At 47.2% G+C, this 23,096-nt stretch carries 19 protein-coding genes; 5 read left to right on the forward strand and 14 right to left on the reverse strand.

Annotated elements, in window-relative coordinates:
• Positions 1 to 103 precede the first annotated feature (103 nt).
• Positions 104 to 1,390: a citrate synthase gene (locus tag ACSX1A_RS03830; RefSeq protein ID WP_439882293.1), complete on the reverse strand. Its 1,287-nt coding sequence runs from the start codon at positions 1,388 to 1,390 to the stop codon at positions 104 to 106.
• A gap of 332 nt (positions 1,391 to 1,722) precedes the next feature.
• Here ACSX1A_RS03830 and yjjX point away from each other — a divergent pair, with 332 nt between their 5' ends.
• Positions 1,723 to 2,289 carry an inosine/xanthosine triphosphatase gene (yjjX, locus tag ACSX1A_RS03835; protein ID WP_439882294.1) on the forward strand — a complete coding sequence of 189 codons (567 nt, stop codon included), beginning with the start codon at positions 1,723 to 1,725 and terminating at the stop codon, positions 2,287 to 2,289.
• A 9-nt stretch (positions 2,290 to 2,298) separates the two neighbouring features.
• Here the strand turns inward: yjjX and ACSX1A_RS03840 are convergent, their stop codons facing one another.
• Positions 2,299 to 2,625 (reverse strand): hypothetical protein, encoded by a 327-nt coding sequence (locus ACSX1A_RS03840; protein ID WP_439882295.1) that lies wholly within the window; start codon positions 2,623 to 2,625, stop codon positions 2,299 to 2,301.
• A 477-nt stretch (positions 2,626 to 3,102) separates the two neighbouring features.
• Here ACSX1A_RS03840 and ACSX1A_RS03845 point away from each other — a divergent pair, with 477 nt between their 5' ends.
• A complete protein-coding gene (locus tag ACSX1A_RS03845) occupies positions 3,103 to 7,461 on the forward strand; it encodes a T9SS type A sorting domain-containing protein (RefSeq protein WP_439882296.1) in 4,359 nt (1,452 codons plus the stop codon).
• A 371-nt stretch (positions 7,462 to 7,832) separates the two neighbouring features.
• Here ACSX1A_RS03845 and ACSX1A_RS03850 read toward each other — a convergent pair whose 3' ends face one another.
• The 9 genes from ACSX1A_RS03850 to ACSX1A_RS03890 all read right to left on the reverse strand — a co-directional run bounded on the left by ACSX1A_RS03850 (position 7,833) and on the right by ACSX1A_RS03890 (position 15,376).
• Positions 7,833 to 8,288 (reverse strand): DsrE family protein, encoded by a 456-nt coding sequence (locus tag ACSX1A_RS03850; RefSeq protein WP_439882297.1) that lies wholly within the window; start codon positions 8,286 to 8,288, stop codon positions 7,833 to 7,835.
• Between the two features lie 119 nt (positions 8,289 to 8,407).
• Positions 8,408 to 9,040 (reverse strand): TlpA disulfide reductase family protein, encoded by a 633-nt coding sequence (locus tag ACSX1A_RS03855; RefSeq protein ID WP_439882298.1) that lies wholly within the window; start codon positions 9,038 to 9,040, stop codon positions 8,408 to 8,410.
• Positions 9,041 to 9,166: 126 nt separating this feature from the next.
• Entirely contained in the window at positions 9,167 to 9,580 is a 414-nt protein-coding gene (locus tag ACSX1A_RS03860; protein ID WP_439882299.1) for a DUF6691 family protein, read from the reverse strand.
• 49 nt (positions 9,581 to 9,629) lie between these two features.
• Positions 9,630 to 10,187: a YeeE/YedE family protein gene (locus ACSX1A_RS03865; RefSeq protein ID WP_439882300.1), complete on the reverse strand. Its 558-nt coding sequence runs from the start codon at positions 10,185 to 10,187 to the stop codon at positions 9,630 to 9,632.
• 92 nt (positions 10,188 to 10,279) lie between these two features.
• Positions 10,280 to 10,606: a rhodanese-like domain-containing protein gene (locus ACSX1A_RS03870; protein ID WP_439882301.1), complete on the reverse strand. Its 327-nt coding sequence runs from the start codon at positions 10,604 to 10,606 to the stop codon at positions 10,280 to 10,282.
• A gap of 209 nt (positions 10,607 to 10,815) precedes the next feature.
• On the reverse strand, positions 10,816 to 12,228 hold the full coding sequence (locus tag ACSX1A_RS03875; protein WP_439882302.1) for an MBL fold metallo-hydrolase: 1,413 nt from the start codon (positions 12,226 to 12,228) through the stop codon (positions 10,816 to 10,818).
• A 104-nt stretch (positions 12,229 to 12,332) separates the two neighbouring features.
• Complete coding sequence (locus tag ACSX1A_RS03880; protein WP_439882303.1) at positions 12,333 to 13,133, reverse strand: sulfite exporter TauE/SafE family protein; 801 nt, start codon at positions 13,131 to 13,133, stop codon at positions 12,333 to 12,335.
• 152 nt (positions 13,134 to 13,285) lie between these two features.
• Complete coding sequence (locus tag ACSX1A_RS03885) at positions 13,286 to 13,936, reverse strand: Crp/Fnr family transcriptional regulator (protein ID WP_439882304.1); 651 nt, start codon at positions 13,934 to 13,936, stop codon at positions 13,286 to 13,288.
• 102 nt (positions 13,937 to 14,038) lie between these two features.
• On the reverse strand, positions 14,039 to 15,376 hold the full coding sequence (locus tag ACSX1A_RS03890) for an MBL fold metallo-hydrolase (RefSeq protein ID WP_439882305.1): 1,338 nt from the start codon (positions 15,374 to 15,376) through the stop codon (positions 14,039 to 14,041).
• A 397-nt stretch (positions 15,377 to 15,773) separates the two neighbouring features.
• On the opposite strand from ACSX1A_RS03890, the gene ACSX1A_RS03895 reads away from it, so the two are divergent.
• Complete coding sequence (locus tag ACSX1A_RS03895; protein ID WP_439882306.1) at positions 15,774 to 16,376, forward strand: hypothetical protein; 603 nt, start codon at positions 15,774 to 15,776, stop codon at positions 16,374 to 16,376.
• Positions 16,377 to 16,393: 17 nt separating this feature from the next.
• Here the strand turns inward: ACSX1A_RS03895 and ACSX1A_RS03900 are convergent, their stop codons facing one another.
• The 3 genes from ACSX1A_RS03900 to ACSX1A_RS03910 form a co-directional block, all read right to left on the reverse strand.
• Positions 16,394 to 17,668, reverse strand: a complete 1,275-nt coding sequence (locus ACSX1A_RS03900; protein ID WP_439882307.1) for a Y-family DNA polymerase — start codon at positions 17,666 to 17,668, stop codon at positions 16,394 to 16,396.
• Positions 17,665 to 18,129 (reverse strand): LexA family protein, encoded by a 465-nt coding sequence (locus ACSX1A_RS03905; protein WP_439882308.1) that lies wholly within the window; start codon positions 18,127 to 18,129, stop codon positions 17,665 to 17,667. Before ACSX1A_RS03905 ends, ACSX1A_RS03900 begins: the two co-directional genes overlap by 4 nt.
• 315 nt (positions 18,130 to 18,444) lie before the next feature.
• A complete protein-coding gene (locus ACSX1A_RS03910; protein WP_439882309.1) occupies positions 18,445 to 18,885 on the reverse strand; it encodes a hypothetical protein in 441 nt (146 codons plus the stop codon).
• Positions 18,886 to 19,778: 893 nt separating this feature from the next.
• Between ACSX1A_RS03910 and ACSX1A_RS03915 the strand changes: the two genes are divergently transcribed.
• Entirely contained in the window at positions 19,779 to 21,707 is a 1,929-nt protein-coding gene (locus tag ACSX1A_RS03915; RefSeq protein WP_439882310.1) for a PrkA family serine protein kinase, read from the forward strand.
• 49 nt (positions 21,708 to 21,756) lie between these two features.
• Positions 21,757 to 23,022 (forward strand): YeaH/YhbH family protein, encoded by a 1,266-nt coding sequence (locus ACSX1A_RS03920; protein WP_439882311.1) that lies wholly within the window; start codon positions 21,757 to 21,759, stop codon positions 23,020 to 23,022.
• Positions 23,023 to 23,096: the final 74 nt, after the last annotated feature.

The raw sequence follows: 23,096 nt of genomic DNA on the forward strand, positions 1-23,096 counted from the left end.
ATGGCGTTTTGCTGGACTGAATGATACTTCTTGAAATCCTATAAAACAATTAAGGCTGATCCTCGGATCAGCCTTAATTTGTTTTATAGGGTAGAAGCTAAAACTAGCGCTGCTCCAGAGGAACGTAGTTACGCTCAGTTTCACCAGTATAGATCTGACGCGGACGGCCGATAGGCTCTTTGTTCTCACGCATCTCTTTCCACTGTGCGATCCAGCCTGGCAGACGACCAAGGGCAAACATTACAGTAAACATATCGGTAGGGATACCAATAGCACGGTAAATGATACCAGAATAGAAGTCTACGTTCGGGTAAAGCTTACGCTCTACAAAGTATGGATCGTTCAGGGCAGCCTCTTCCAGTTCTTTTGCGATATCCAGGATTGGGTCTTTCACGCCAAGCGCAGATAATACCTCGTCAGCCGCTTTCTTGATGATAGTAGCACGCGGGTCAAAGTTTTTGTACACACGGTGGCCAAATCCCATCAAACGGAAAGGATCGTCTTTGTCTTTTGCTTTTGCAAGGTATTTCTTAGAATCGCCGCCGTCAGCTTTAATGGCCTCCAGCATTTCGATCACAGCCTGGTTAGCACCTCCGTGTAGTGGTCCCCAAAGTGCGCCGGCACCTGCAGATACAGAAGAATAAAGGCTTGCGTTAGCAGAACCTACCAGGCGCACAGTAGACGTAGAGCAGTTTTGCTCGTGGTCAGCGTGCAGGATCAACAGTTTATTTAAAGCATCAACAACAACCGGGTTCACTTCATAATCCTCTGTCGGGAAGGCAAACATCATATGAAGGAAGTTTGACACGTAGTCGAGGTTATTTTTAGGGTAGTTTACCGGATGCCCTACAGAGTTCTTATAAGACCAGGCAGCAATCGTAGAGATTTTGGCAATCAAACGAATTATAGAAAGGTCTACTTCTTCTTTCTGCTGGTTCGGGTTAAGCGATTCAGGGTAGAAAGCTGTAAGGGAGCTTACCAGTGCAGAAAGAACGCCCATTGGATGCGCAGTTGATGGGAAACCATCAAATATCTTGCGCATGTCTTCGTGCACCAGCGTATGATTTTTAATCTTATTGCTAAAATCAGAGAGTTCCTCAGCCGTTGGTAAAGAGCCATAGATCAGCAGGTAAGCAACCTCAATAAAGCTGGATTTTTCAGCCAGCTGCTCTATCGGATAGCCTCTGTAGCGGAGTATTCCCAACTCGCCATCCAAAAAAGTGATGGCACTAGTGGTAGCACCTGTATTTTTATAACCTGAGTCTAGTGTGATGTAGCCTGACTTAGCACGCAGAGATGAAATATCAATAGCTTTTTCATTCTCAGTGCCTTCCACGATAGGCATTTGATAAGACTTACCGTCTAAAATTATTTCAGCAAATTCTGACATGTGTTTGTTCGTTTATGTCCGTTGTTGTGTCTCTTAGAGAGCGAAATTATGGAATAATTGTTATAAAAAGAAATAGTGTGTATGCATAATATTCTAATTTAAGAATGTTTTGCAGGCGTACTTCCAATCAATCTTCCTAATAAACGAGAATTCCTGAAAATGTTTTACCTCAGCCTACAATTCTGCTATTCGGACTTGAATTTTATTTTCTGATATTTTATCTCAACAAGCTGGCGCCGGTTTTTGGACCGGCAAACAAAGCAGAATTTAGCTGGCGGAACCTGGTAAAGGCTCACAAATATTTTTGTATCCTTGTGTTAAGAATCTCGCTTATGATGAAGAAAGTATTTACTGTGGTTGTTGCATCAAAGAACCCGGTTAAAATGGCTGCCGCTAAAGCCGGACTGCAACGCATGTTCCCGGAGCAGCAGTTTAAGCTGGTACCAGTTTCTGTGCCCTCAGGGGTGGCAGATCAGCCTATGTCAGATGAGGAGACACTGCAGGGTGCTTTAAACAGGGTGCAAAATGCTGCAGCAGCAATGCCCGAGGCTGATTATTGGATAGGGCTGGAGGGTGGAGTGTCAGCGATGTACGATGAACTGGCAGCTTTTGCCTGGATTGTGGTTTGGTCACCAAATTGCAAGGGCCGGGCGCGTTCTGGTACTTTTTTCCTTCCCAAAGCTGTGAGTGTGTTGGTAGAGCAGGGGGTAGAGTTAGGAGTAGCCGACGATATGGTGTTCAGCAGAAAAAACTCGAAACAGGCAGGTGGGGCCATTGGCCTTCTGACAGATAATGTCCTGGACAGGAAAGCGCTGTATGAACAGGCGGTAATGCTGGCACTTGTTCCATTTAAGAATGCTGATTTATATGCTGGTGCAACCCAGCCGGCTTCAACGTAAAAGCAGTGCCTACCACGGCTGCTGTTCATCCTCCTCCCCGGATGTGCTGCTGCCGAAGCCATACCCTGGCTTATAGGGTGTACCACGACCTTCCAGGTGGTTGTGCATGTCCCTGTGCAACTTTATCCGGTCCAAGAGTATAAACTCATCCCACAACACCTTGTCTCTGTCCGCCATCCTGTCGATCAGGTCCTGTAACTCAAGTCCCCTTTCTTGCCGCACCAACTCCTTCAGATAGGGATCTCCATCCATTAAACCCTGTATCTTAACTCTGAAGTAGGTGTTAAGATACAGGTATCTTTCCTCGTCCCAATCAGCTGCGTTAATATCTTCCACAGTTATAAAGTTATGTTAAGTAATGTTGCTGTGTATCCCTTGTTCTACCTTCTGGTAGTACAGGTAGAGTACGTAAAATCAGGACCAGGGATTGCTTTTGAACAGAGGCGTTGGCTCAGGCCTTGCTCACCTGAATTTCTCTGGCTTCCGGAAGTGAAAATAGAATATAGTATTAGTATAATGATACTAGATTAATGATGGAAGAGGGTGTTTGGGTGTTATTTAATTAGTATAATTTTAAATTCTGCTGTATTTTCTATGATTGTTTAAGTATTGGAACAATTATCCTACAAAAATGCTTTGGTAAAGGCAATAGTAGTGTATATTCGAATCTTAATCAGCTTTATACTTCAGGCTGAATTGAGAAAACAGAAACTCGTATAGTGCAAATAAATAATTTATTTTAATTATAAATATACCAATATGACTTAGGTGTAAATACGCATCCGAAATTTATCAGCTCCAATCCGCCCTTATATGAAAACACTTTACACAACAGTAACACTATTTACCGTGCTGTTTTTTCTATGCCTTTCTCAGGCATTAGCACAAACCCCTGGCTTAATTACTAAGCCCGCTAACAATGGAGGGCAAGCCATTCTGGATCCTAACGGAGACGGCTATGTTTCCAAAACCGCCTCAGGCTTCTTAACCAGGGAGGATGAAGGTGCGGCTTACAGCGAGATCCCCTATCGTTATTTCCCGGCAATGAGCAACGAAGTGCTCGGGGACCTGAACACAGGAACCATCGGTGGCCATACGGACTATGCTCCTTCAGAATCCTCCATAAATACCGGATCACCTGCAGCCACTTATTTCGACGGTAAGAATTTTATGTACCGCATGAGGATGGGAGGGCAATCATCCGCATCCAAAGGTTACAGCGTTCTGATCGATACGGACGGACAATTTCCGGGGGGCGCTCCTAATCCGGGTTTTGAGTATGAGGTGGTACTGGCATCTAACTTTGGTGTTCAGATCATCAAGCATTCTGCAACAGGGCAGGAGGTAATTTTCAGCGGCTCAACAGATCAGTATTCTCAAAAATCAGTAGCCGCATCCAGGGCAGGGGGAGATATTGACTACTTCTACGATTTTTATGTTCCGCTTTCAGCCTTCCAGGGGGGCATAACAACTTCAACACCGCTGCGTATGTCGGCAGTTACCATCTCAAGTGCGCAGAGTGGTTTGTCGGGCACTATTTCGGATGTGGCAGGCCTTAACTTCAAAGATTATGGCTTCGATCCCTTTAAAGCATGGCTGGATATCATAAACGCTTTTCCGCCAACCTCCCTGGTGGATATTCAAACAGGAGAATTCGACAAACAGACAGCAGTTCCTCCTGTTGTTAATGATCCGATCTATACAACCAGTACAGTTATATCAGGTACTTCTGTAGAAGCGCCTGGCTCGGTGATAGATGTTTATGACACAAGAACGGTTAATGGAGTAGTTACCACAACCAAGATCGGGCAAACTGTCGTGAAAGCCGACGGAACCTGGGTGCTGACAGGTGTTGCACCCGGTACGCTGCTGGTTAACGACGTAATAACGGCTACCGTAACCCCATCAAACAAAAACACATCTGGTATTTCTAACAAGGTGATCGTGCTGCAAGGCGCCTGCTTTTCCGTTGTTCCACCCGTTATAACCGGAATCTATAATCCTTCGGGTACCGGATTGAAAGGCATTTCAGGTACCTCTACCTATAATGGTACCCAAACGATCAATATTTACCATAGCTCCAATACGAGCCAGGTTTATTACACGATACAATTTACCCCTGCGGCAGGTGCCAGTTTCCCTTACACCTGGAACCTGCTGTTTAATTCAAATGATAAAACACTCACTTCAGGGCTCTATACGGCTACGATCACCCCAAAAGGAGGATGCGAGTCTACACCGTCCAACCAGATATGCTATAAGAGTGGTAACAGCGGAACCCTGAACGATTATAAGCCTACCATCACGCAGGTTACACTTAAAGACAACACCGTTCTCGCCACTGACCCGACCACCACTACCTTTGTGCCGGCGCAGTTGAAGCTGTTAACCGGAAAGCTAAATAGTTATATCGCGGGCATAACCATAGAGGTGTTGGTGGATGGAGTTGTTCAAACGAATGTTACTACTGTGCAGAGTCCTGGTTCGATCAGTCCTTACGAATGGGTCATGAATATCAGCAACCTGGTTCTCACACCCGGAAATCTGATCTCTGTCCGGTCTAAAATTTCGAGCAGCGAGTGTGACGCCATTCAGTCAAGTGCGTCTAATTTTTTAGTGGTTACTCCTGTTACAGAGGCTCCTGCCATTAACGTTGGTCCTTACTGCGGGTTAGTTTCCTACATTTCCGGTACTTCTACGGCGCAGGCAGGTACTGTCATTGAGATATATGCCAATGGAGTGGCAACAGGCAAAAAGGGTAGCGTATCCTTAGGAGGGAAGTGGGCTGTAGACCTGTCTTCTTTGGCTGGTGGTGGTATAGCACCGGGTGTGCAGATCACAGCCAGGGCTAAGGCAGTAGATAAATTGGTCAGTCCAGCTTCGAATGTAGTGGTGTCATCGTCAGAGCCAACAGGTACCGTTACCATCAATACCGTAACAGAGGGGCAGAATTTTATTGCGGGCACTGCGCCTGCAAGCACCACCGCCACTCCATACTATATCACGGTTAATGTGGACGGCAAGGCTTACCCGGAGGTACTTTCTGACTCTAATGGCAACTGGAAAGTAAGTGGCATCGATCCTTTCGATGTTTATCCAGGCGCTCAGGTGACAGCATCTTACAGAGTGGGCGGCTACACCTGCCCAAGCAGGCCGGTGAGCACAAATGTGGTTTGTAAACAACCCTTAAAATACAACATTGGCACTAACAATACCTCTATCTGTAGCGGCGAGGTGGTTCAGATCACGTTGCCGTATTCTGAGGCTGATGTCTTTTACAACATCATGAACGGAAGCCAGCAGACAGGTAATTCGGTGATGGGTACTGGCGGAGCTATCACCCTGACAACTGACAAACTGTACGCTTCAACTACGCTAACAGTAGTGGGTATGAAAATTGGCAGTGGCTGTTCTACAACTATGGGCGGCAGTACCGCTGTTACAGTTAACCCACTGCCTGCTACCTCCGGTCTTGCCTTTAACCCGGTTTCCGCCAGTGCAAGCTGCCCAGGGTCATTTTCCGCTACGCTTTCAGGCACTAAAAGCGCTTATACCTATCAGTTGATTGACAAAACAGGTAATTTGGTGGGTACGCCTGTGCAAGGTGTAACAGGGGCGAATATTTCACTGTCTACCGGCTATATTTCTTCCTCAGGCACATTTACCGTCCGGGTTTCAGATAATATAACGGGGTGTGGCGCAACGGCTACCGGCCCAACGTTTACCGTAACGATAAATGGCCCTGCACTTACGGCAACGGTTACGCCTGATCACCAGTCCGTATGTATCAACACAACGGCATCGGTTATAGTAAGCACTACGCAGCTAGGGTATACTTATCAGCTAAAACGTGTCAGTGATAACAGTATCGTCAGTAATGCCGTGGCCGGAACAGGGGCACAGATCACCATCGGCACTTACCCCTTTACAAAAGCAGGAGTTGGTACATATTACGTGGCCGTGAGGGCTGTTGGGAGTGTATGCACGAACGATTTCAGATTGATGAACGAAGTAACCATAGACGTTATCGCAAGTGCTGTGTCTACAGCTTCAGCATCATCTGACCTGTTGTGTGGTGAGAATCTTTCAGTTACGTTGCAGGGCAACGCACCTCCGGCGGGCGGCTCTGGTGTGTGGCGCCTGAGCAGCACCCGGTATACCAGTGGCGCAGGTGTCGTGATCGCATCGCCTAACAGCCCTGCTACAGAAGTGTCCGGACTTAATTCAGGTACTTATACTTTTACCTGGACTGTAACCTCCAGCTGTGGTACAACGAGTACCAGCAGCACGTCCAGCATAACCATAACAGTTAATTGCCCGGCGTATTATCAAATCTACCCCTCCAAATACGTTGAACAGTATAAGAACGGAGAAGTGCTGGCGGTGCCAACAGACCAGGATAATGGGGTGGTTAGTGCTAGTCTGGTTTCAGGGCAATTACTGCCGCCGGGCACTGTTCTGGATCCAGCTACCGGAGTTATAAGAGTATCAAACCCGTCGGCGCTGATGCCCGGTACTTATACTTTTATGGTAGATCTGATGGACGGAAACGGCTTCCCGACCAGGCTTCCTGTAACACTGCGTTTTTACGGTACTAGCAGTTACACTACTCCATTGCCAGTTGAACTTCTTTATTTCACGGCGAAGCTAACGAACGATAAGCCTGTTTTAGAATGGGCCACTGCCACTGTAGCCGGCAACGTCCGGTTCGATGTGGAGCGTAGCAATGACGGCAGGAATTTTGAGAAAGCAGGAAGCATATACGAAGGAAATGAAAGCAGTTTACAAAGGAAATATACTTTAACTGATCCGAAGCCTCTCTACGGACAAGCTTATTACCGCCTTTACCAGGAAGATACAGAAGGAAAGTATAGCTATAGCAAGATCATATCTTTAGTTAACAGAGAAAGCGTAGCTGCAAACCTGACTGTGTTTCCCAATCCATTTACCTCCAGTTTAAACATTGCTGTTGTAGCAGAAGTAGCAGGAGAGGCCACCATACAAATAATTGACATGCAAGGAAAGGTGGTGTACCATCAGGAAACCTACCTTACGTTTGGCACACAGGATATAGTAGTTACTCCTGACGTTCTAAAACAGGGGATTTATATCCTGAAGCTGAGCAGTGCAGGTACAAATGCGACAGTTAAAATTGTAAAAGGATCAAACTGATACCAGGCATAGAATCAACACGAGCAATTGCCTATAACAAAAGAAGAATTTCTGTTATAGGCAATTGCTCGTGTTGATTCTACTTATTTCCTGTAAGGCAGTATTTTAAGAAGGTATCAATCTATTTTATTGAAGTATTCAGCCAAGCCTGTATTTTAGCTAGCTACCTTGGAGGCTTTGGTAAAGAGTTGACAGATGCATCTAAATCCCGAAGCTGCTTACCTATAAAGCAGCTTCGGGATGAATTATAGTTTTAATTGGCTGTCTTTATACTTGTTAAGCAAAAGTACTACTGCCCCTCAAAACCGCCAGATTACTAACGGTGATCTGTGTTGACAGCATTAGGAGCACAACTTTAGTTAAGGTGCCTCTTAAAGCTTAATGTAGCTATAGCCTTCTTCTTGTTTTTCGATGATCTCTACCACGCCCATCGGAACCGTGATGACACCGGGCAGCAACTGCTCTTTTTTCACGTTGTGAGCACGCATTGCATTCTCGCAGGCTGCAAAAACCACGCCTTTCGCTTGTAGTGCTTTCAGTTCCCCAGCGTTGGCGGCTTTATTTATCATCAGCATTTCAAGACCACTGCCGTGCACCACAACCTCTAACTTAGCCTCAGGCCAGTGGTTTATCATTTTTTCCAGGTGCTGCATGATCTTGCCCTGCCGCGCACTGTCTGCCGATACCAAATCATACACGACGCGGTGTTGCCTGATAGTTTGGGTTGTTTCAGCGTTTGCCGGTTTTGCTTTGGTTTTTACCTGGGCAAGAGCTAACTGCGTTCCGAAGAGAACAAAGGCTGCAAAAAGGATCAGTTTCAGTTTCATACTTTTAAAGTTAAGTTTAAATAGTTATCCGGCGGGCACCCCTGCGTTGCTAAAGAGCGAGAATTATTTACTTCTTATAGTATATACCTGTAAAGGCACTTGCGTATGGTACACTATTTTTAGTTTACCATGCCCTGCAGGAAATCCCGCACTTCCTGGTTGTCATAGTCGGCCATACCTTCCTGCTTTGCCACAATCTTACCTTCCGGGGAGATGATGAACGTAGTAGGAATGGCGTTGCTGTAAAACTCCTGAGGTAACTGGCCTACAGGCATGTATACCGGAAAAGTGAATCCTTTTTTATCAATAAACTTCTTCACTTTCTCCTGGCCTCCCTCATCTACCGACAGCATCACAAAGGCAATTTTGTCGGATCCTACTTTATCGTACAGCTTTTGGATGTTCGGCATCTCAGCAATACAGGGCGGACACCAGGTGGCCCACATGTTCATAAACACTACTTTCCCTTTCAGACTTTCGAAGTTCACCGTCTGGCCGTCCAGAGTTTGCATTTTAAATCCGGCACCTGCCATGGTGTTTGTATTAAAGCTTGCTGTTTCAGTCATCTCTACAGCCTTACTTGTATGCAAATCGTCTGGCAGATCAGCGTTTTTAATACCAGTAGCAAGCAGCAGACGCTGCACCTGCCCGATAACCTCGGTATGGAGGCCAGTGAGGTATAGCACCCCGAAAATGGCCAGCATGATAGCCCATCCAGGAATATCTTTCAAGGAAAATTTCTTCTTACTCATTTTATTAAAGTTCGTTTTTTCTGTGGTTTTCTTCTCAGGTTTGCGCCAATTTAGTTCCTGCAACAGCCTATAAGCACAAAACCGATGGCCTTTACCTGCTCATCGGTTCTGTGCTTTAGTTGTTACTTAATGGGGCAGTTTGTCGCGGACTACGCCATACAGGTATGTGCCCAGAATAGCGCCGGCGATGGCAATCAGGATGGCCCAGTAACCATAGCCCACGTTCACGAACATAGGTCCCGGGCAGGCGCCTGTCAATGCCCAACCCAACCCGAAGATGGTACCGCCGATCAGGTAACGCGGAACTGACTTTTCCTTTGGCGTGAAGATGATCGGGTTGCCCTGATAATCCTTCATGTTAAACTTCTTGATCAGGTAAGTGGCAATAACTCCCAGTACAACGGCTGTTCCGATGATGCCATACATGTGGAAGGCCTGGAAACGGAACATTTCCTGAATTCTGTACCACGAGATCGCCTCTGACTTACTCATCACGACGCCGAACAGAATGCCGGCTATAATATATTTTAATCCTTTCACGGTAGTGCTGTCTCTTGTTTATAGTTATACTTTTAATGCGCTGCTGCTCTTATAAAATGAACGGCAGCAGGAGGTGTGTCATGATCAGGCCACCGATAAAGAAGCCGATAACGGCAATCAAAGACGGCAGCTGCAGGTTAGACAGACCGCTGATGGCGTGGCCCGACGTACAACCACCTGCGTAGCGTGACCCGAATCCGATCATAAAACCACCAAGTAACATGATCAGGAAGCCTTTTACAGTAAAGATGGCCTCTAAACTGAAAAGTTTATCTGGCTGTAAACTGTCTGGTGCTGCTATTCCTAATGCGCGTAAATCCTGGATGGTAGCCTGTGAGATCTGTACGGCTTCGCCGTTAGATAAAAACTCAGAGGATATCCACCCACCCAAAACAGCACCCACAACAAACAGCAGGTTCCAGGATTGGGCGCGCCAGTCGAAATCGAAGAATTTAGTGTGCTTACCGGCACCACAGGCGGCGCATATCACACGAAGGTTAGACGAGAAGCCAAACGATTTCCCGAAAAACAGGAGGAGCACCATAACAAGTGCGATCAATATTCCGGATGTGTACCAAGGCCATGGCTGGCTAAGTAGCTCTAACATTTTACTTATTTTAAATTAATGAGTGCTTATGGTTAACGCAGGTATGGACAGGTTACTTATTGTTTTGTTCATACCCGATTGGTTCAGGTGAATTATTTTGGCCAGGAGCCAATGCCTCCGATCAGGTTATGTGCTTTATACCCCTGATCAGCTAGTAGCTTGCAGGCGGAACCACTGCGGTTGCCGCTGCGGCAGAATACGTAATACTCTTTGTCTTTGTCGAGCTGGTTTAAAGCAGCCTGAAACTGGCCGGATAGAAAATCCAGGTTTTTTGCACCGGGAATAGTGCCAGAGGCAAACTCACCAGCGGTGCGCACATCCAGCAATTCAGCCTTAGGCGCCTTCTCAAACGCTGCTTTAAAAGCCTTTCCGTCAAGGTCAGAATAATTCTTTGGAGTTGATTTAAATATATTAAACATGACTTTATTTCTTTAGATGGTTCTTTAACACTTTAACACTACAAAGATCCGCATTTCGCAGACCCCGTTCAGTGACTTAGGTCACGTAAAGCGGAAATGATGAAAATATTGAAAGGGGTTCTGAATCTTGTGTTGCTCTTGTTAAGAAAGACATCCGCCTGCCCCCTTCAAAAGGGGACAGGCGGATGATTTAACTCTCAAGATATGATTTACTGCAGGGTAGAAGGGCAAACGAAAGCCGTTTTAGGCACTGCTGTTTCAGCAATAGCTTTAAAACCGCCTTCCACATTCACCACTTTCTCAAAGCCTCTTGCCTTTAGAATAGAGGCAGCGATCATGGAGCGGTAGCCGCCGGCGCAATGCAGGTACATGTTTTCGTTCTTCGGTAACGCTGCCAGGTAGTCGTTCAGGAAGTCTAGCGGCGCATTTTCGGCTGTTTCCACGTGTTCCGCCTGGAACTCACCCGGCTTACGCACATCTACTACCTTTATGTCCTTATCCTGGCCATACACAGCAGCAAACTCATCTGCCGTGATCGAACTGATCGTGTCAACTTCCTTGCCTGAATCTTTCCAGCTTGTAAAGCCGCCTTTCAGATAACCGATCGCATGGTCGTATCCCACGCGGGCCAGTCGGGTTACTACTTCTTCTTCACGGCCTTCCTCCGCTACAAATAGAATGGGCTGCGCAATGTCCGGGATCAGGGCACCTACCCATGGGGCAAAGTTGCCATCTATCCCGATGTTGATGGCGTTCGGGATAAAGCCCTTTGCAAACTCCTCCGGCTTGCGGGTATCCAGTACCAACGCGCCAGTTTCATTCACGGCGGCTTCAAAAGCCTCAGGCGATAAAGCCTGCAGCCCCTGTTGCATCACCTCGTCAATGTTGGCGTAGCCTTCCTTGTTCATCTTTACATTGAGCGGGAAGTAGCCTGGAGGCGGAGCCAGGCCGGCTGTTACTTCTTTCACAAACTCCTCTACCGTCATGTCGGCACGCAGAGCGTAATTGGTAGCTTTCTGGTTGCCAAGCGTGTCAGAGGTCTCCTTGCTCATGTTTTTGCCACAGGCAGAGCCAGCACCATGTGCCGGGTAAACGATCACATCGTCAGCAAGCGGCATGATCTTGTTGCGAAGCGAGTTAAATAAATGCACTGCCAGCTGCTCCTGCGTCAGATCCGATTTCACGGCCAGGTCCGGACGGCCAACGTCACCGATAAACAAGGTGTCGCCGGTGAATATGGCGTAGTCTTTACCCTGCTCGTCTTTCAGCAAATAGCTGGTTGACTCCATGGTATGGCCCGGCGTGTGTAGCACCTTAATTGTAAGATCACCTACCGTAAGTTCTTCACCGTCTTCGGCAATGTAGGCGTCAAAAGTGGTCTTGGCATTAGGTCCGAACACGATCTGAGCACCTGTGGCCTTTGCCAGGTCCACGTGGCCAGAAACGAAGTCTGCGTGGAAGTGCGTCTCCAGTACATACTTGATCTTTGCGCCGTTCTTCTCGGCTTGCTCTATGTATGGTTTCACCTCCCGAAGCGGGTCAATAATGGCAGCTTCACCATTGCTCTCGATGTAATATGCGCCTTGTGCAAGGCAACCGGTATATATTTGTTCTACTTTCATGGTATGTGCTTTTTATTCTTTTATTGTCGTGTCATTATCTCCTGATAACACTACAAATATCGGTAGTTACTAAGCCAATGTCTGTGACAAAGGTCACCCTGGGCTTAAGCGAATAAAATTTCTCTTGTAAGGATGTAGACACCCATGGCAAGTACAAACCAGCCAAACCCTTTTTTTAGTTTTTCGCCCTGTATTTTGCTTGAAAGCGCTGTTCCGATATAAATGCCAGCCACAGAAAGCGAGGAGAAGGTTAGCAGGAAGGTCCAGTCTATATTGTAGTGGAAGATATCGCCTAAAAAGCCTATCAGAGAGTTAGCCGCAATAATGAAAAGCGAAGTTCCTACAGCCAGCTTCATATCCAGCCCGGTAAACAGTACCAACGCCGGTATGATCAGAAAACCGCCTCCGGCACCTACCAGCCCGGATACAAGCCCTACTAAAGTGCCTTGTATCATGACGGCTGCATAATGAATTCGGTGCGCTTCATCTTCCTCGGCATCCGGCTTTAGCGAGGTCTTACGGATCATGCTGAAAGAGGCCGCTACCATCAGGATAGCAAACAGTACCATCAGCAATATGTTCTTTGTCAGGTCAAACCCGAAAATGTTCACTATATGATCGGGTATGGCAGGCACAAGAAAGGTACGCGTAAGAAAAACGGTAATAAGCGAAGGGGCACCAAATATCATCGCTGTGTTAAAGCTCACCAGGTCTTTTCTGTAAAACTTAACACTGCCAACGAGGCTGGTTATACCAACGATAAACAAAGAATAGGCTGTTGAAATGACCGGGCTGAGGCGCATCAGGTACACTAGTATAGGCACTGTAAGTATAGAGCCTCCACTTCCGGTCAATCCTAAAGAAAGGCCGATCAATAAGGCTGCAAAGTATCCAAGTATTTCCATTTTGTACTTCCTAATTATTTATAATACAAAGGTAGGTGCTGAATGATCGGGTTACTGTGACTGTTGTCACACTCGATAAATTCAATTGGGAATCTGAGATCATAAGGTAGAGATGCTTCAGGATTAGATCTGCACCTGTCTCTTATTCCTGATTAATCCAGAATGTCCAGGTCATGCACTTCTATGTAGTTTCGGTGCAGGGTAATAGCGCCTGTTTGCTCCAGCTTTTTGAGTAGCCGTGAGATTACTTCGCGGGAGCTGTTCAACTCATAGGCTATCTGCTGATGGGATAACCTGATCTCTTTGCCACTTACTTTTACATGACGCTTCAGGTAAAACAACAGCCTTTCATCCAGTCCTTTAAACGCAATGCTGTCCAGGGTCTGTAAAAGTTCTTCGAAACGCTGGCGGTAAGAGGCAATCACGAAGCTGTGCCAGCTGTTATACTTTTTAAGTAACTCTTCCGATAAATGAGAGGGGATGAGCAACACCTCAGCAGAATTAACGGCTTTAGCCATTATCTGGCTCTTTTCGTCGCGGGCAGTACACATCATAGACATAGCACAGGCATTGCCAGGCTCTAAATAATACATCAGGAACTCATTGCCCTCGTCATCTTCGCGGTATACTTTTAACAGTCCGTCTAAAAGAAGAATAGTTGACTTTATATACTGCCCGGTCCGCATCGCTTCTTCGCTATCATCGAGGTGTTTGATAGTGCTTTGGCTCAATATCTCTTTTAACAGTGGTTCTTCGAACTGCGGGAAGATTTTATGTAGTTTTTCTTGGTCAATAGTGTCCATTGTGCGGTAGAAAGTGATACTTAAATATACATGTTAAAAAAACAAAACCAGTGCAGGAGCTATACTTCCTGCACTGGCCTGCAAGTTCAGCCTAAAAAGACCTTACTTAAAGTCATTAATAGCTTCACTCAGGTCAAATACTTTTGCTTCAGGTAAAGCCGACTCTACTATACTGCTGCCTGCTGCGGAACGATACCCACCGGCACAATGCACCACCACAGGTTTATCGGCAGGTATCTCGTCTGCCCGTTCGCGTAACTCAGGTAACGGAATGTTGATAGCGTTCTCAAAGAGTTTCTGATCTTTAACCTCTGACTTGTTCCGGATATCAACTATGGTATACTTGTCCTGGTGTTGTTTGAAATCCTGCAGGTCAATTTCCGGAGATCTTACCTCAGCGGCACTATCCATTACAAATGCACCTTTTATCAGCGCCTCATACCCAATTTTGGCTGCTTTTGAGATCACCGTATCCAGTTGCTGCTCATCTGCAGCGATCAGGTAAAACTGCTCATCAGGCCCTACAATGCTGCCCAGCCAGGTTTCAAATTTGCCGCCTTCCTGAATGTTGATGGCTCCTTCCAAATGCCCTTTTTTGAATACCTCCTGTGGACGGGTATCTACTATAATGCTACCCTTTTCAGGTGTGTAGTTCTTGTCCAGTTTTTTAACGCCTTTTATGCTTGGCTTATAAGCAGGGGCACCTTTTTTATTGAGTGCCACATCATACCCGAAATACTTAGGTATAAAAGGCTGCTCTTCTGTGATAAGTTTTACAAACTCCTCCTCGCTCATTTTCTGCAGCGCATAATTCCCATTCTTTTCCGCCCCGATGGTGCTGCTGTTCGCTTCGCTCAGGGCTTTACCGCAAAGTGTTCCGGCACCGTGGGCCGGGTACACGAGCACGTCGTCGTTCAGCTTCATCAGTTTATCGCGCGTACTGTGGTACATCTCACGGGCCAACTCCTCACGCTTTGCGGTAATATTTCCGGCGCTCTCGCGCAGGTCCGGGCGGCCTACATCCCCGATAAACAGGGTGTCGCCGGTAAATACGGCTTTGTCTTTGCCTTCATGCTCCAGCAGAATGCTGATACCATCCGGTGAGTGCCCGGGCGTGTGCAGCGACTTCAGTTTTATATCTCCTACCTGCAGTACTTCGCCTTCGTCAAAAGCCTTGTACGGGTAGTCAGCGCCTACCGTGCTGTGGGCATAAATAGTGGCTCCTGTTGTTTGGTGTATTTCCAGGTGTGAGCTTACAAAGTCAGCATGCGGGTGTGTTTCTATCACGCCTACAATAGTGGCGTTGTTTTCCTTTGCAAAATCATAGTATAGCTGTGGATCGCGGGCAGGATCTACTAATACAATTTCTCCTGTATCCTCACTCAGTATGGCATATGCATAATGCGACAGACCTTTGTCCTCAAATTGTTTTATTTTCATATGATGATATGTTATAGTATTAGAATGTACCTCCTGATACTGTTTACATTACGAACTTCTCAGGGGTTTATACCTGCAAAGGTAGATTATAGTTAAGCCAGATACAGTGACGAAAGTCACACAAGTATAGCAGGTCTCACAAGCGTTTACTGCTTTAAATTCCCTCTTATCATGCGCATAACCCGGTTAGTTCAGTATTTCGGGGAACTATAGAACTGGCCTGCCCCGGTTGCCTGGTAGTTTTGATTCAGTGGCCTGGATCATTTCGGGATGGCCATACTTTTTATCCCCGAAATCTCTCATATCGCTATAAAACCCACCTTTAAACTTATTTCCGTATAAGGTAAAATGCCATGTATAAAGCATGTAAATGTGTGTGTAGTTTAGCGATCTTTTTATGAAAAACATCTTTGTTATTTTGTTCTTCGCCTTTACGGCGCTGCATGTTCAGGCCCAGACTTCGGTGCCGACTCCTGAAGCACAGATCAAGGCAGCTGTACTGGCTGCCCCAACCGACAAGCGAGAAGGGGCTGCTGTGTATGGGTTTAACGAGAAGGGGGAGCTGGTACTGTTGCGGAAAGGCACCAACGAGATGATATGCCTGGCGGATGACCCAAACCTGAAAGGCTTTTCTGCGGCCTGCTACCATAAAGACCTGGAGCCATTTATGGCCCGGGGCCGGGAGCTGAAAAAGCAGGGGAAAATGTCAAAAGAGATCTTTGATACACGGGAGGCGGAGGTGAAGAGCGGCAAGCTGCAGATGCCGGGGCAGGCCACGTCGCTTTTCGTTTACACGGCCTCTGACGAGAACTATAACCAGGCTACCGGCGAAGTGAAGGATGGCTACCTGCGCTATGTGGTCTACATACCATATGCCACTTCGGAAAGCACCGGCTTACCCCTGAAGCCAGATGCTGCAGGCATGCCCTGGATCATGTACCCCGGCACCCACGGCGCCCACATCATGATCAGCCCTCCGATGGAGAAAAAAGAGCAGTGAGGATCACAGCCACGGGGCTAGCTGATGTTTACTGTTTGAAGTTCGCTGATCCGGGTAGTATAGCTGGGTGATTTATACTCGCTCTTTAATTGCCAGGAGCCATCTACACCTTGGGTGGCCACTTTTACCGCGCTTCTGCCAAACCTGTTGGTGAGGCCGTCGAGGGTAGACATCAGTTTCCGGTGCTTCTGCCTGTCCACGGTATCCAGGAGGCCGAGCTGCACCTGGTTTTCCGGTATGATCTCCGTTACGATCACCCCCGACTTTTTATAAAAGTAACCGTCCTTGTAAATAGCTTTGAGGGCAAGGTTGGTATAGTGGATCAGCTCCAGGTCGGAGTTGGTGGCAACGGGCATACAAAGGGTTTTGCTGTTATAATACTGCCTGTCGTTTTCGGAGAAGGTATTGGTCGTGACAAATACCGTAACAAGCCTGGCACAGCTTTTCTGGGCCCTCAGTTTGCGGGCGCATTTGGCGGCATAGGAGGCGGTGGCCTCTTGTACGTCGTTAAAAGTGCTTACCCGTTTACCAAAGCTCCTGGAGGTGCAGATGCCTTTTTTGGGCGGAGCCACCTCTTCCAGTTCCAGGCAGGATTCCCCACGCAACTCCTTTAACAGCCTGACGCCTACCACAGTCAGATGCTTCCGTACCCAGCTCTCCGACAGGTTGGCAAAGTCGAGGGCAGTAAATACCTGGTGCTTTTTCAGAAATTTAGCATAGCGTCCGCCAATGCCCCATACATCTTCTATTTTTGTTGCTTCCAGCGCTTTCCGGATATGGTGCGGGTCTGTGAGCACCAGAACGCCCTTTGCCTTATCCGACTTTTTGGCCAGCCTGTTGGCAATCTTGGCGAGGGCTTTTGTGGGGGCTACCCCCAGGCTCACCGGAATACCCGTCCAGCGCTGCACGGTTTGCTTTATCTCCCAGCCATACGAGAGCAGATCTTTGTTGTAGAAGTTGCCCAGGTCCAGGAAACACTCATCTATAGAGTATACTTCCACATTCGGGGTAAACTGCGCGAGTGTCTGCATTACCCTGTCCGACATGTCGCCGTAGAGCACGTAGTTTGACGAAAACACATGCAGCTGGCCGGTTTCCGCCAATGTACGGATCTTAAAGAAAGGCTCTCCCATAGGTATGCCCAATGCTTTGGCTTCGTTGCTCCGGGCAATCACGCAGCCATCGTTGTTCGAGAGCACCACCACAGGCCTGCCGTTCAGGGCAGGGTTAAACACGCGCTCACAGGAGGCATAAAAGTTATTGCAGTCGCAGAGGGCGTAGAGTGTCGTCATTGTTTTGTGGGTTTATGCAGTATCCATACTACCACGCCCCATACCCGCATGTCCATCTCATCGGTTATCTCGATGGCTTTATAGGCGGGGTTGGCCGGTACCAGGTACGCTTTGCCATCGGTCAGTTTAAACGTCTTCACGGTAAACTCCCCGTCCAGGAAACAAACCACCGGATAGCCATCGGCAGGCTTCAGCGCTTTGTCTATCACCAGCATGTCACCGTCATTTATCTGGGCATCCATCATGGAGTTGCCCTTTACCCGCATCATAAACGTGGACGTAGGGTTCTGGATAAGGTACTTGCTCAGGTCTATTCTGTCTTCCAGGTAATCGTCGGCAGGGGACGGGAAGCCTGCCGAGACGTAGGAGGCATAGACCGGAATTTCTACGCCCGGCAAATCTGTAATGCTATAAGTCTCTAAAAGCCGCGAACGGATGGGAATTACTTTTGTGCTGTACATATAGCTGCTTAATTCTTTGTTTTGCTATTATATTTAGCAAATACGGAGAAAAGAATAATAAAAGCTAAATATATTAGTTTTATTTATTCACAGCGGCTTGTGAATAAAGGTGTTTTTGAGGTGGAGCAACGTACTTTTCATTTCCCGTTTTGTTGCCCTGCCAGCAGCCTGGTAGCTGGTTGTATGTGTTTACCAGCACGATAGTAATTTTTGATATTGCTTTGGTAAACTGAAACGACCCTGCGCTACAGAGAGGCAGAGGGGTACGGGCATAAAAAAACCTCTTAACGGGTTAAGAGGTTTTTTTATGCTTTTTTAGTTACTGCCGCCTGGCCAGGCGTTCCAAGGAATACGGATGAGTATCAGGAGCAGGGCAAGGCCGTAAAATATGGCGATGTTCTTAAAGCCTTTGTTTTCCCCGATCATGCGCTTGGCACGGGCATAGCCAATGGTAATTAATATCACAGCAATGATCATCGTGAGCGGGTGTTCCAGCACATAAAGCCTGGTAACCGGGTCTTTCATCGCGGCGCCTGATAAGCTATCGGCCCCTAGCGGCGAAGTGAAGTATAAAATAACCCCGATCACCCATTGCAGGTGCGTCGGGATCAGGCCAAGTAAACTTAGTTTTCTGTCCTTGTCTGTAAACAGCTTATTACCAAATAAGCCGGCCAGCGCAATCACCAGGCTTATCAGTACTCCCAGAAGTACCAGGTAGGCCATGTAAGAGTGTGCGTGCTTTATTATTGTATCCATACGTTTGCGTGGTTATGTTGTCGGGTGTAAATATAGGAATTAATAGATAAGTAGCGGACATCCTGGCCCAGAAAATCAAAAGCAGCAAACGTGGTGGTTTGCTGCTTTTGCTGGGAACATACGGTTTTTATATGTGCCGCACTTCCGGGTTAAGATGCTTTAATCGTAGCTATTTTTTTTCTTTTCCTGTTTAGCGGCCTGCTTCTCCTTCGCGGTTTTAGCTGGCTTTTTCTTAACGTCCTTTTTCGCGTCCTGTGACTTTGCCATGGGTTTTAGGTTTATGGTTTATCTAAAGGTACAAGATTATTTTAAAAACATAGCAGGTACAGGTATAACATATCAGGTATGGCTTATCCGGCTCAACAAGTAAAGCCGGGTGTGTGAATGCAAATCGATATGAACTTTTTATTATAAAATATAATCAATTTTGAATCTATAAAAACAAATATCTGTTTCTAGTAATAATAGCCATCTGCAGCCAAAAGGTTGGCGCTGTTCCCGCCTTGTTTCGGAAAGCAGACAGCGTTATACCTTGTGTAATTAATAACATAGGGTGTATGTGTTGCGTTTTTAGAGCGATAATTTAAGAAAAAGCTGTTTCATTATACTTCGCTATGCTTGTTAAAACTTTTGCTTTAGCTCTTACTTATAAAGGACTATTAAAAGGCATGAGAGTTAAAAACACTAACACAAAAACATTTGTTGTTAAAGTATAACACAAGAAAAAAGCGAGTTTTTTGTTATTAAAATTAAAATTAAACGTTTAAAGACTTACCATATCTCTAATGATCAGACCGAAAGCTTGGCAGTAGTTAAATTTTAAGACATTTAAGTTGAAGTACTGCTTTTTGCTCTAAAAGTGATTCTGACAATGTTGTAAAGCCAGACCTGATATGAACATTTTAGAAAAAATTAAGACCAATTACAGCGCCTCAATGAACGAGATGACAGTTGCTGCCTATCTCGAGGAATGTAAAAAAGATCCGAAAGTGTATGCCAAGCCTGCTGAAAGGATCCTGGATGCCATCGGAGAGCCAGAGATCCTGGACACCCGACAGGACCCGGTGTTAAGCCGCATCTTCTCTAACAAGAAGATCAAGATCTATCCTGCCTTTAAAGAGTTCTATGGCATGGAGAGCACCATCGAACAGATCGTGTCTTACTTCCGGCACTCTGCGCAGGGCCTGGAAGAGAAAAAGCAGATACTGTACCTGATGGGGCCTGTTGGCGGAGGCAAGAGCTCGCTGGCAGAAAAACTGAAGCACCTGATGCAGCAGAACCCGATCTATGTGCTGAAGGCCGGGGATGAGGTAAGCCCGGTATTTGAGAGCCCGCTAGGGCTGTTTGCCGATTATACCGATGAGCTGGAGGAAGAATACAGCATTCCGTCCCGGTATGTGCCAAGCTGTATGAGCCCCTGGGCCTCTAAAAGGCTGCGCGAATTCGACGGTGACATCAACCGCTTTAAAGTGATCCGGCTGTTCCCATCCATACAAGAGCAGATCGCCATATCCAAAACGGAGCCCGGCGATGAGAACAACCAGGACATTTCGACACTGGTGGGCAAAGTAGATATCCGCAAGCTGGCCGATTACCAGCAAAGCGACCCGGATGCATACTCCTACACTGGCGGCCTTTGCCTTGCCAACCAGGGCCTGCTGGAGTTTGTGGAGATGTTTAAGGCGCCTATCAAAGTGCTGAACCCATTGCTGACCGCCACCCAGGAAAAGAACTACAAAGGTACCGAGCCCATAGGGGCCATCCCGTTTGATGGCATTATCCTGGCGCACTCCAATGAGTCGGAGTGGGCAAAGTTCCTGAACGATAAAAAGAACGAGGCCTTCCTGGACCGTATCTACAAAGTGCAGGTGCCTTACTGCCTGCGCGTGAGCGAAGAGATAAAGATATACGAGAAGCTTATCCGAGAAAGCTCCCTGAAAGATGCGCCCTGCGCCCCGAAAACCATTGAGCTGCTGGCCGAATTCTCTGTCATGTCACGGTTAAAGGAGCCGGAGAACTCCACCATTTACTCTAAGATGCGCGTGTACAACGGCGAAACCCTGAAAGACACGGATCCCAATGCCAAGTCGATACAGGAGTACCGCGATGATGCCGGTATAAACGAGGGAATGCAGGGTATCTCTACCCGGTTTGCCTTTAAGATACTTTCTAAGGTCTTTAACTTCGACAGCGAGGAGATCGCCGCTAACCCGGTACACTTACTATATGTGCTGGAGCAGGAGGTGATAAAAATGATGCTGCCGCCTGAAACAGAAACCAAGTACCTGCACCTGATCAAATCGGTGCTGGCCAGCAAGTATGCCGAGTTCATTGCCGATGAGATACAGAAAGCCTATATCGAATCCTACAGCTCTTATGGCCAGAACATTTTTGAGAAGTATGTGATCTATGCCGACCACTGGATGCAGAACAACGACTACCGCGATCCGGACTCAGGTGAGATCTTCGACAGGAGTATTTTAAATGCAGAGCTGGAAAAGATAGAGAAGCCTGCCGGTATCGCTAATCCGAAAGATTTCCGGGCCGAGGTAACCAACTTTACGCTACGCTACAAGGCCAACCATGGCGGCGAAAATCCGAGATGGGACTCTTACGAGAAGATCAAGAACGTGATCGAGAAGAAGATCTTCACCAATACCGAAGACCTGCTGCCGGTAGTTTCCTTTAATGCCAAATCGAATGCCGAAGACGAGAAGAAACATAAGGACTTCACCCGCAGGATGAAGGAGAGGGGCTATACCAACAAGCAGATCAGAATACTTGTAGACTGGTTTATGCGCGTTAGAAAAACAATGGCCTAGGGTTGATCCGGGATCCGGTTATACATGCATTCAAAATTCCACACTTGCCATGAGCCATATAATTGACAGGAGAAAAAATGATAAGGGTAAATCTACCGGCAACAGGCAGAAATTCCTGAAGCGGGTGGAAAGCCAGATCAAAAAGGCCATACCGGACATAATCAGCCAGGAAAGCATTACTGACAGCAAGAAGGGCGGCAGCGTGAAAGTGCCTGTTCGCGGACTGGATGAACCCTCTTTTCATCATGACCCTAAAACCGGAAAAAAGCAGATCGTGAAGCCGGGCAACGACCGGTTTAACGAAGGCGACCGGGTGCCTAAGCCGAAGGAGGGCGGTGGCAAAGGCAGGGGGAAAGGATCTAACAGCCCCGGAACTACGGAAGATGAGTTTACCGTGGTTCTCTCGAGGGAAGAATTTCTGAAGTACTTCTTCGATGACCTGGCCCTGCCCAATATGGTGAAGAAGCTGATGGACAGCACGGAAAACTTTGAGATGAAACGTGCTGGCTATACTAAGGACAGTGTGCCCTCACGCTTAAATGTAAAAACAAGCTACCAGCAATCCCTGGGCCGCCGCCTGGCACTCAAAGGCGTATTCGATAAAAAGCTGCAGGCCCTGGAGGAGCAGCTGAAGACCACTAAAAATAAAGCTGAAAAAACAACCCTGCAGGAGGAGATAGAAAAAGTAAAACGGCAGGCAGGTACGGTACCTTTCTTCGAGGACATTGACCTGCGCTACAACAACTTTGAGCGTGTGCCCGTGCCAATAACCTCTGCCGTGATGTTCTGCATCATGGACGTGTCTGCCTCCATGGGGATGCATGAGAAAGATATTGCCAAACGGTTCTTCACACTGCTGTACATCTTCCTGACCCGGCAATACAAGAATGTGGAGCTGGTTTTTATCCGGCACCATACCGAAGCCAAGGAGGTGGACGAGGAAGAATTCTTCCACTCCCGGGAAAGCGGCGGTACGGTAGTTGCCCCTTCCCTGAAATTAATGGATAAGATCATGCGTGAGCGTTACGATGAAAGCTGGAACGTGTACTGCTGCCAGGCATCGGACGGTGACGTGTGGTCGAAACAGGATGCTGTAGAGTGTAAGAACCTGGTGCAGGAAACGATCTTACCGGCCATCCAATACATGGCCTACCTGGAGATAAGTAACAGGTCAAGGGAAAGCGATCTCTGGCAGGCCTATAACAGGATCAGCAACGACGAAGACTTCTCGATAAGGCAGGTGTATGAAGTGTATGAGATATGGCCTGTATTCCAGGGGCTTTTCAGGAAAAGAAGCGAGACTGCCGGAGTCTGAATTATGCCCTGTAGAGACAGGTTACACCTATACCGCCAGTTTTAGCGCAGCGGTAACGGGTGGTTTAAGGTAGT

Origin of the sequence: Pontibacter sp. MBLB2868, assembly GCF_051904785.1 — a bacterium.
Lineage (GTDB): Bacteria > Bacteroidota > Bacteroidia > Cytophagales > Hymenobacteraceae > Pontibacter.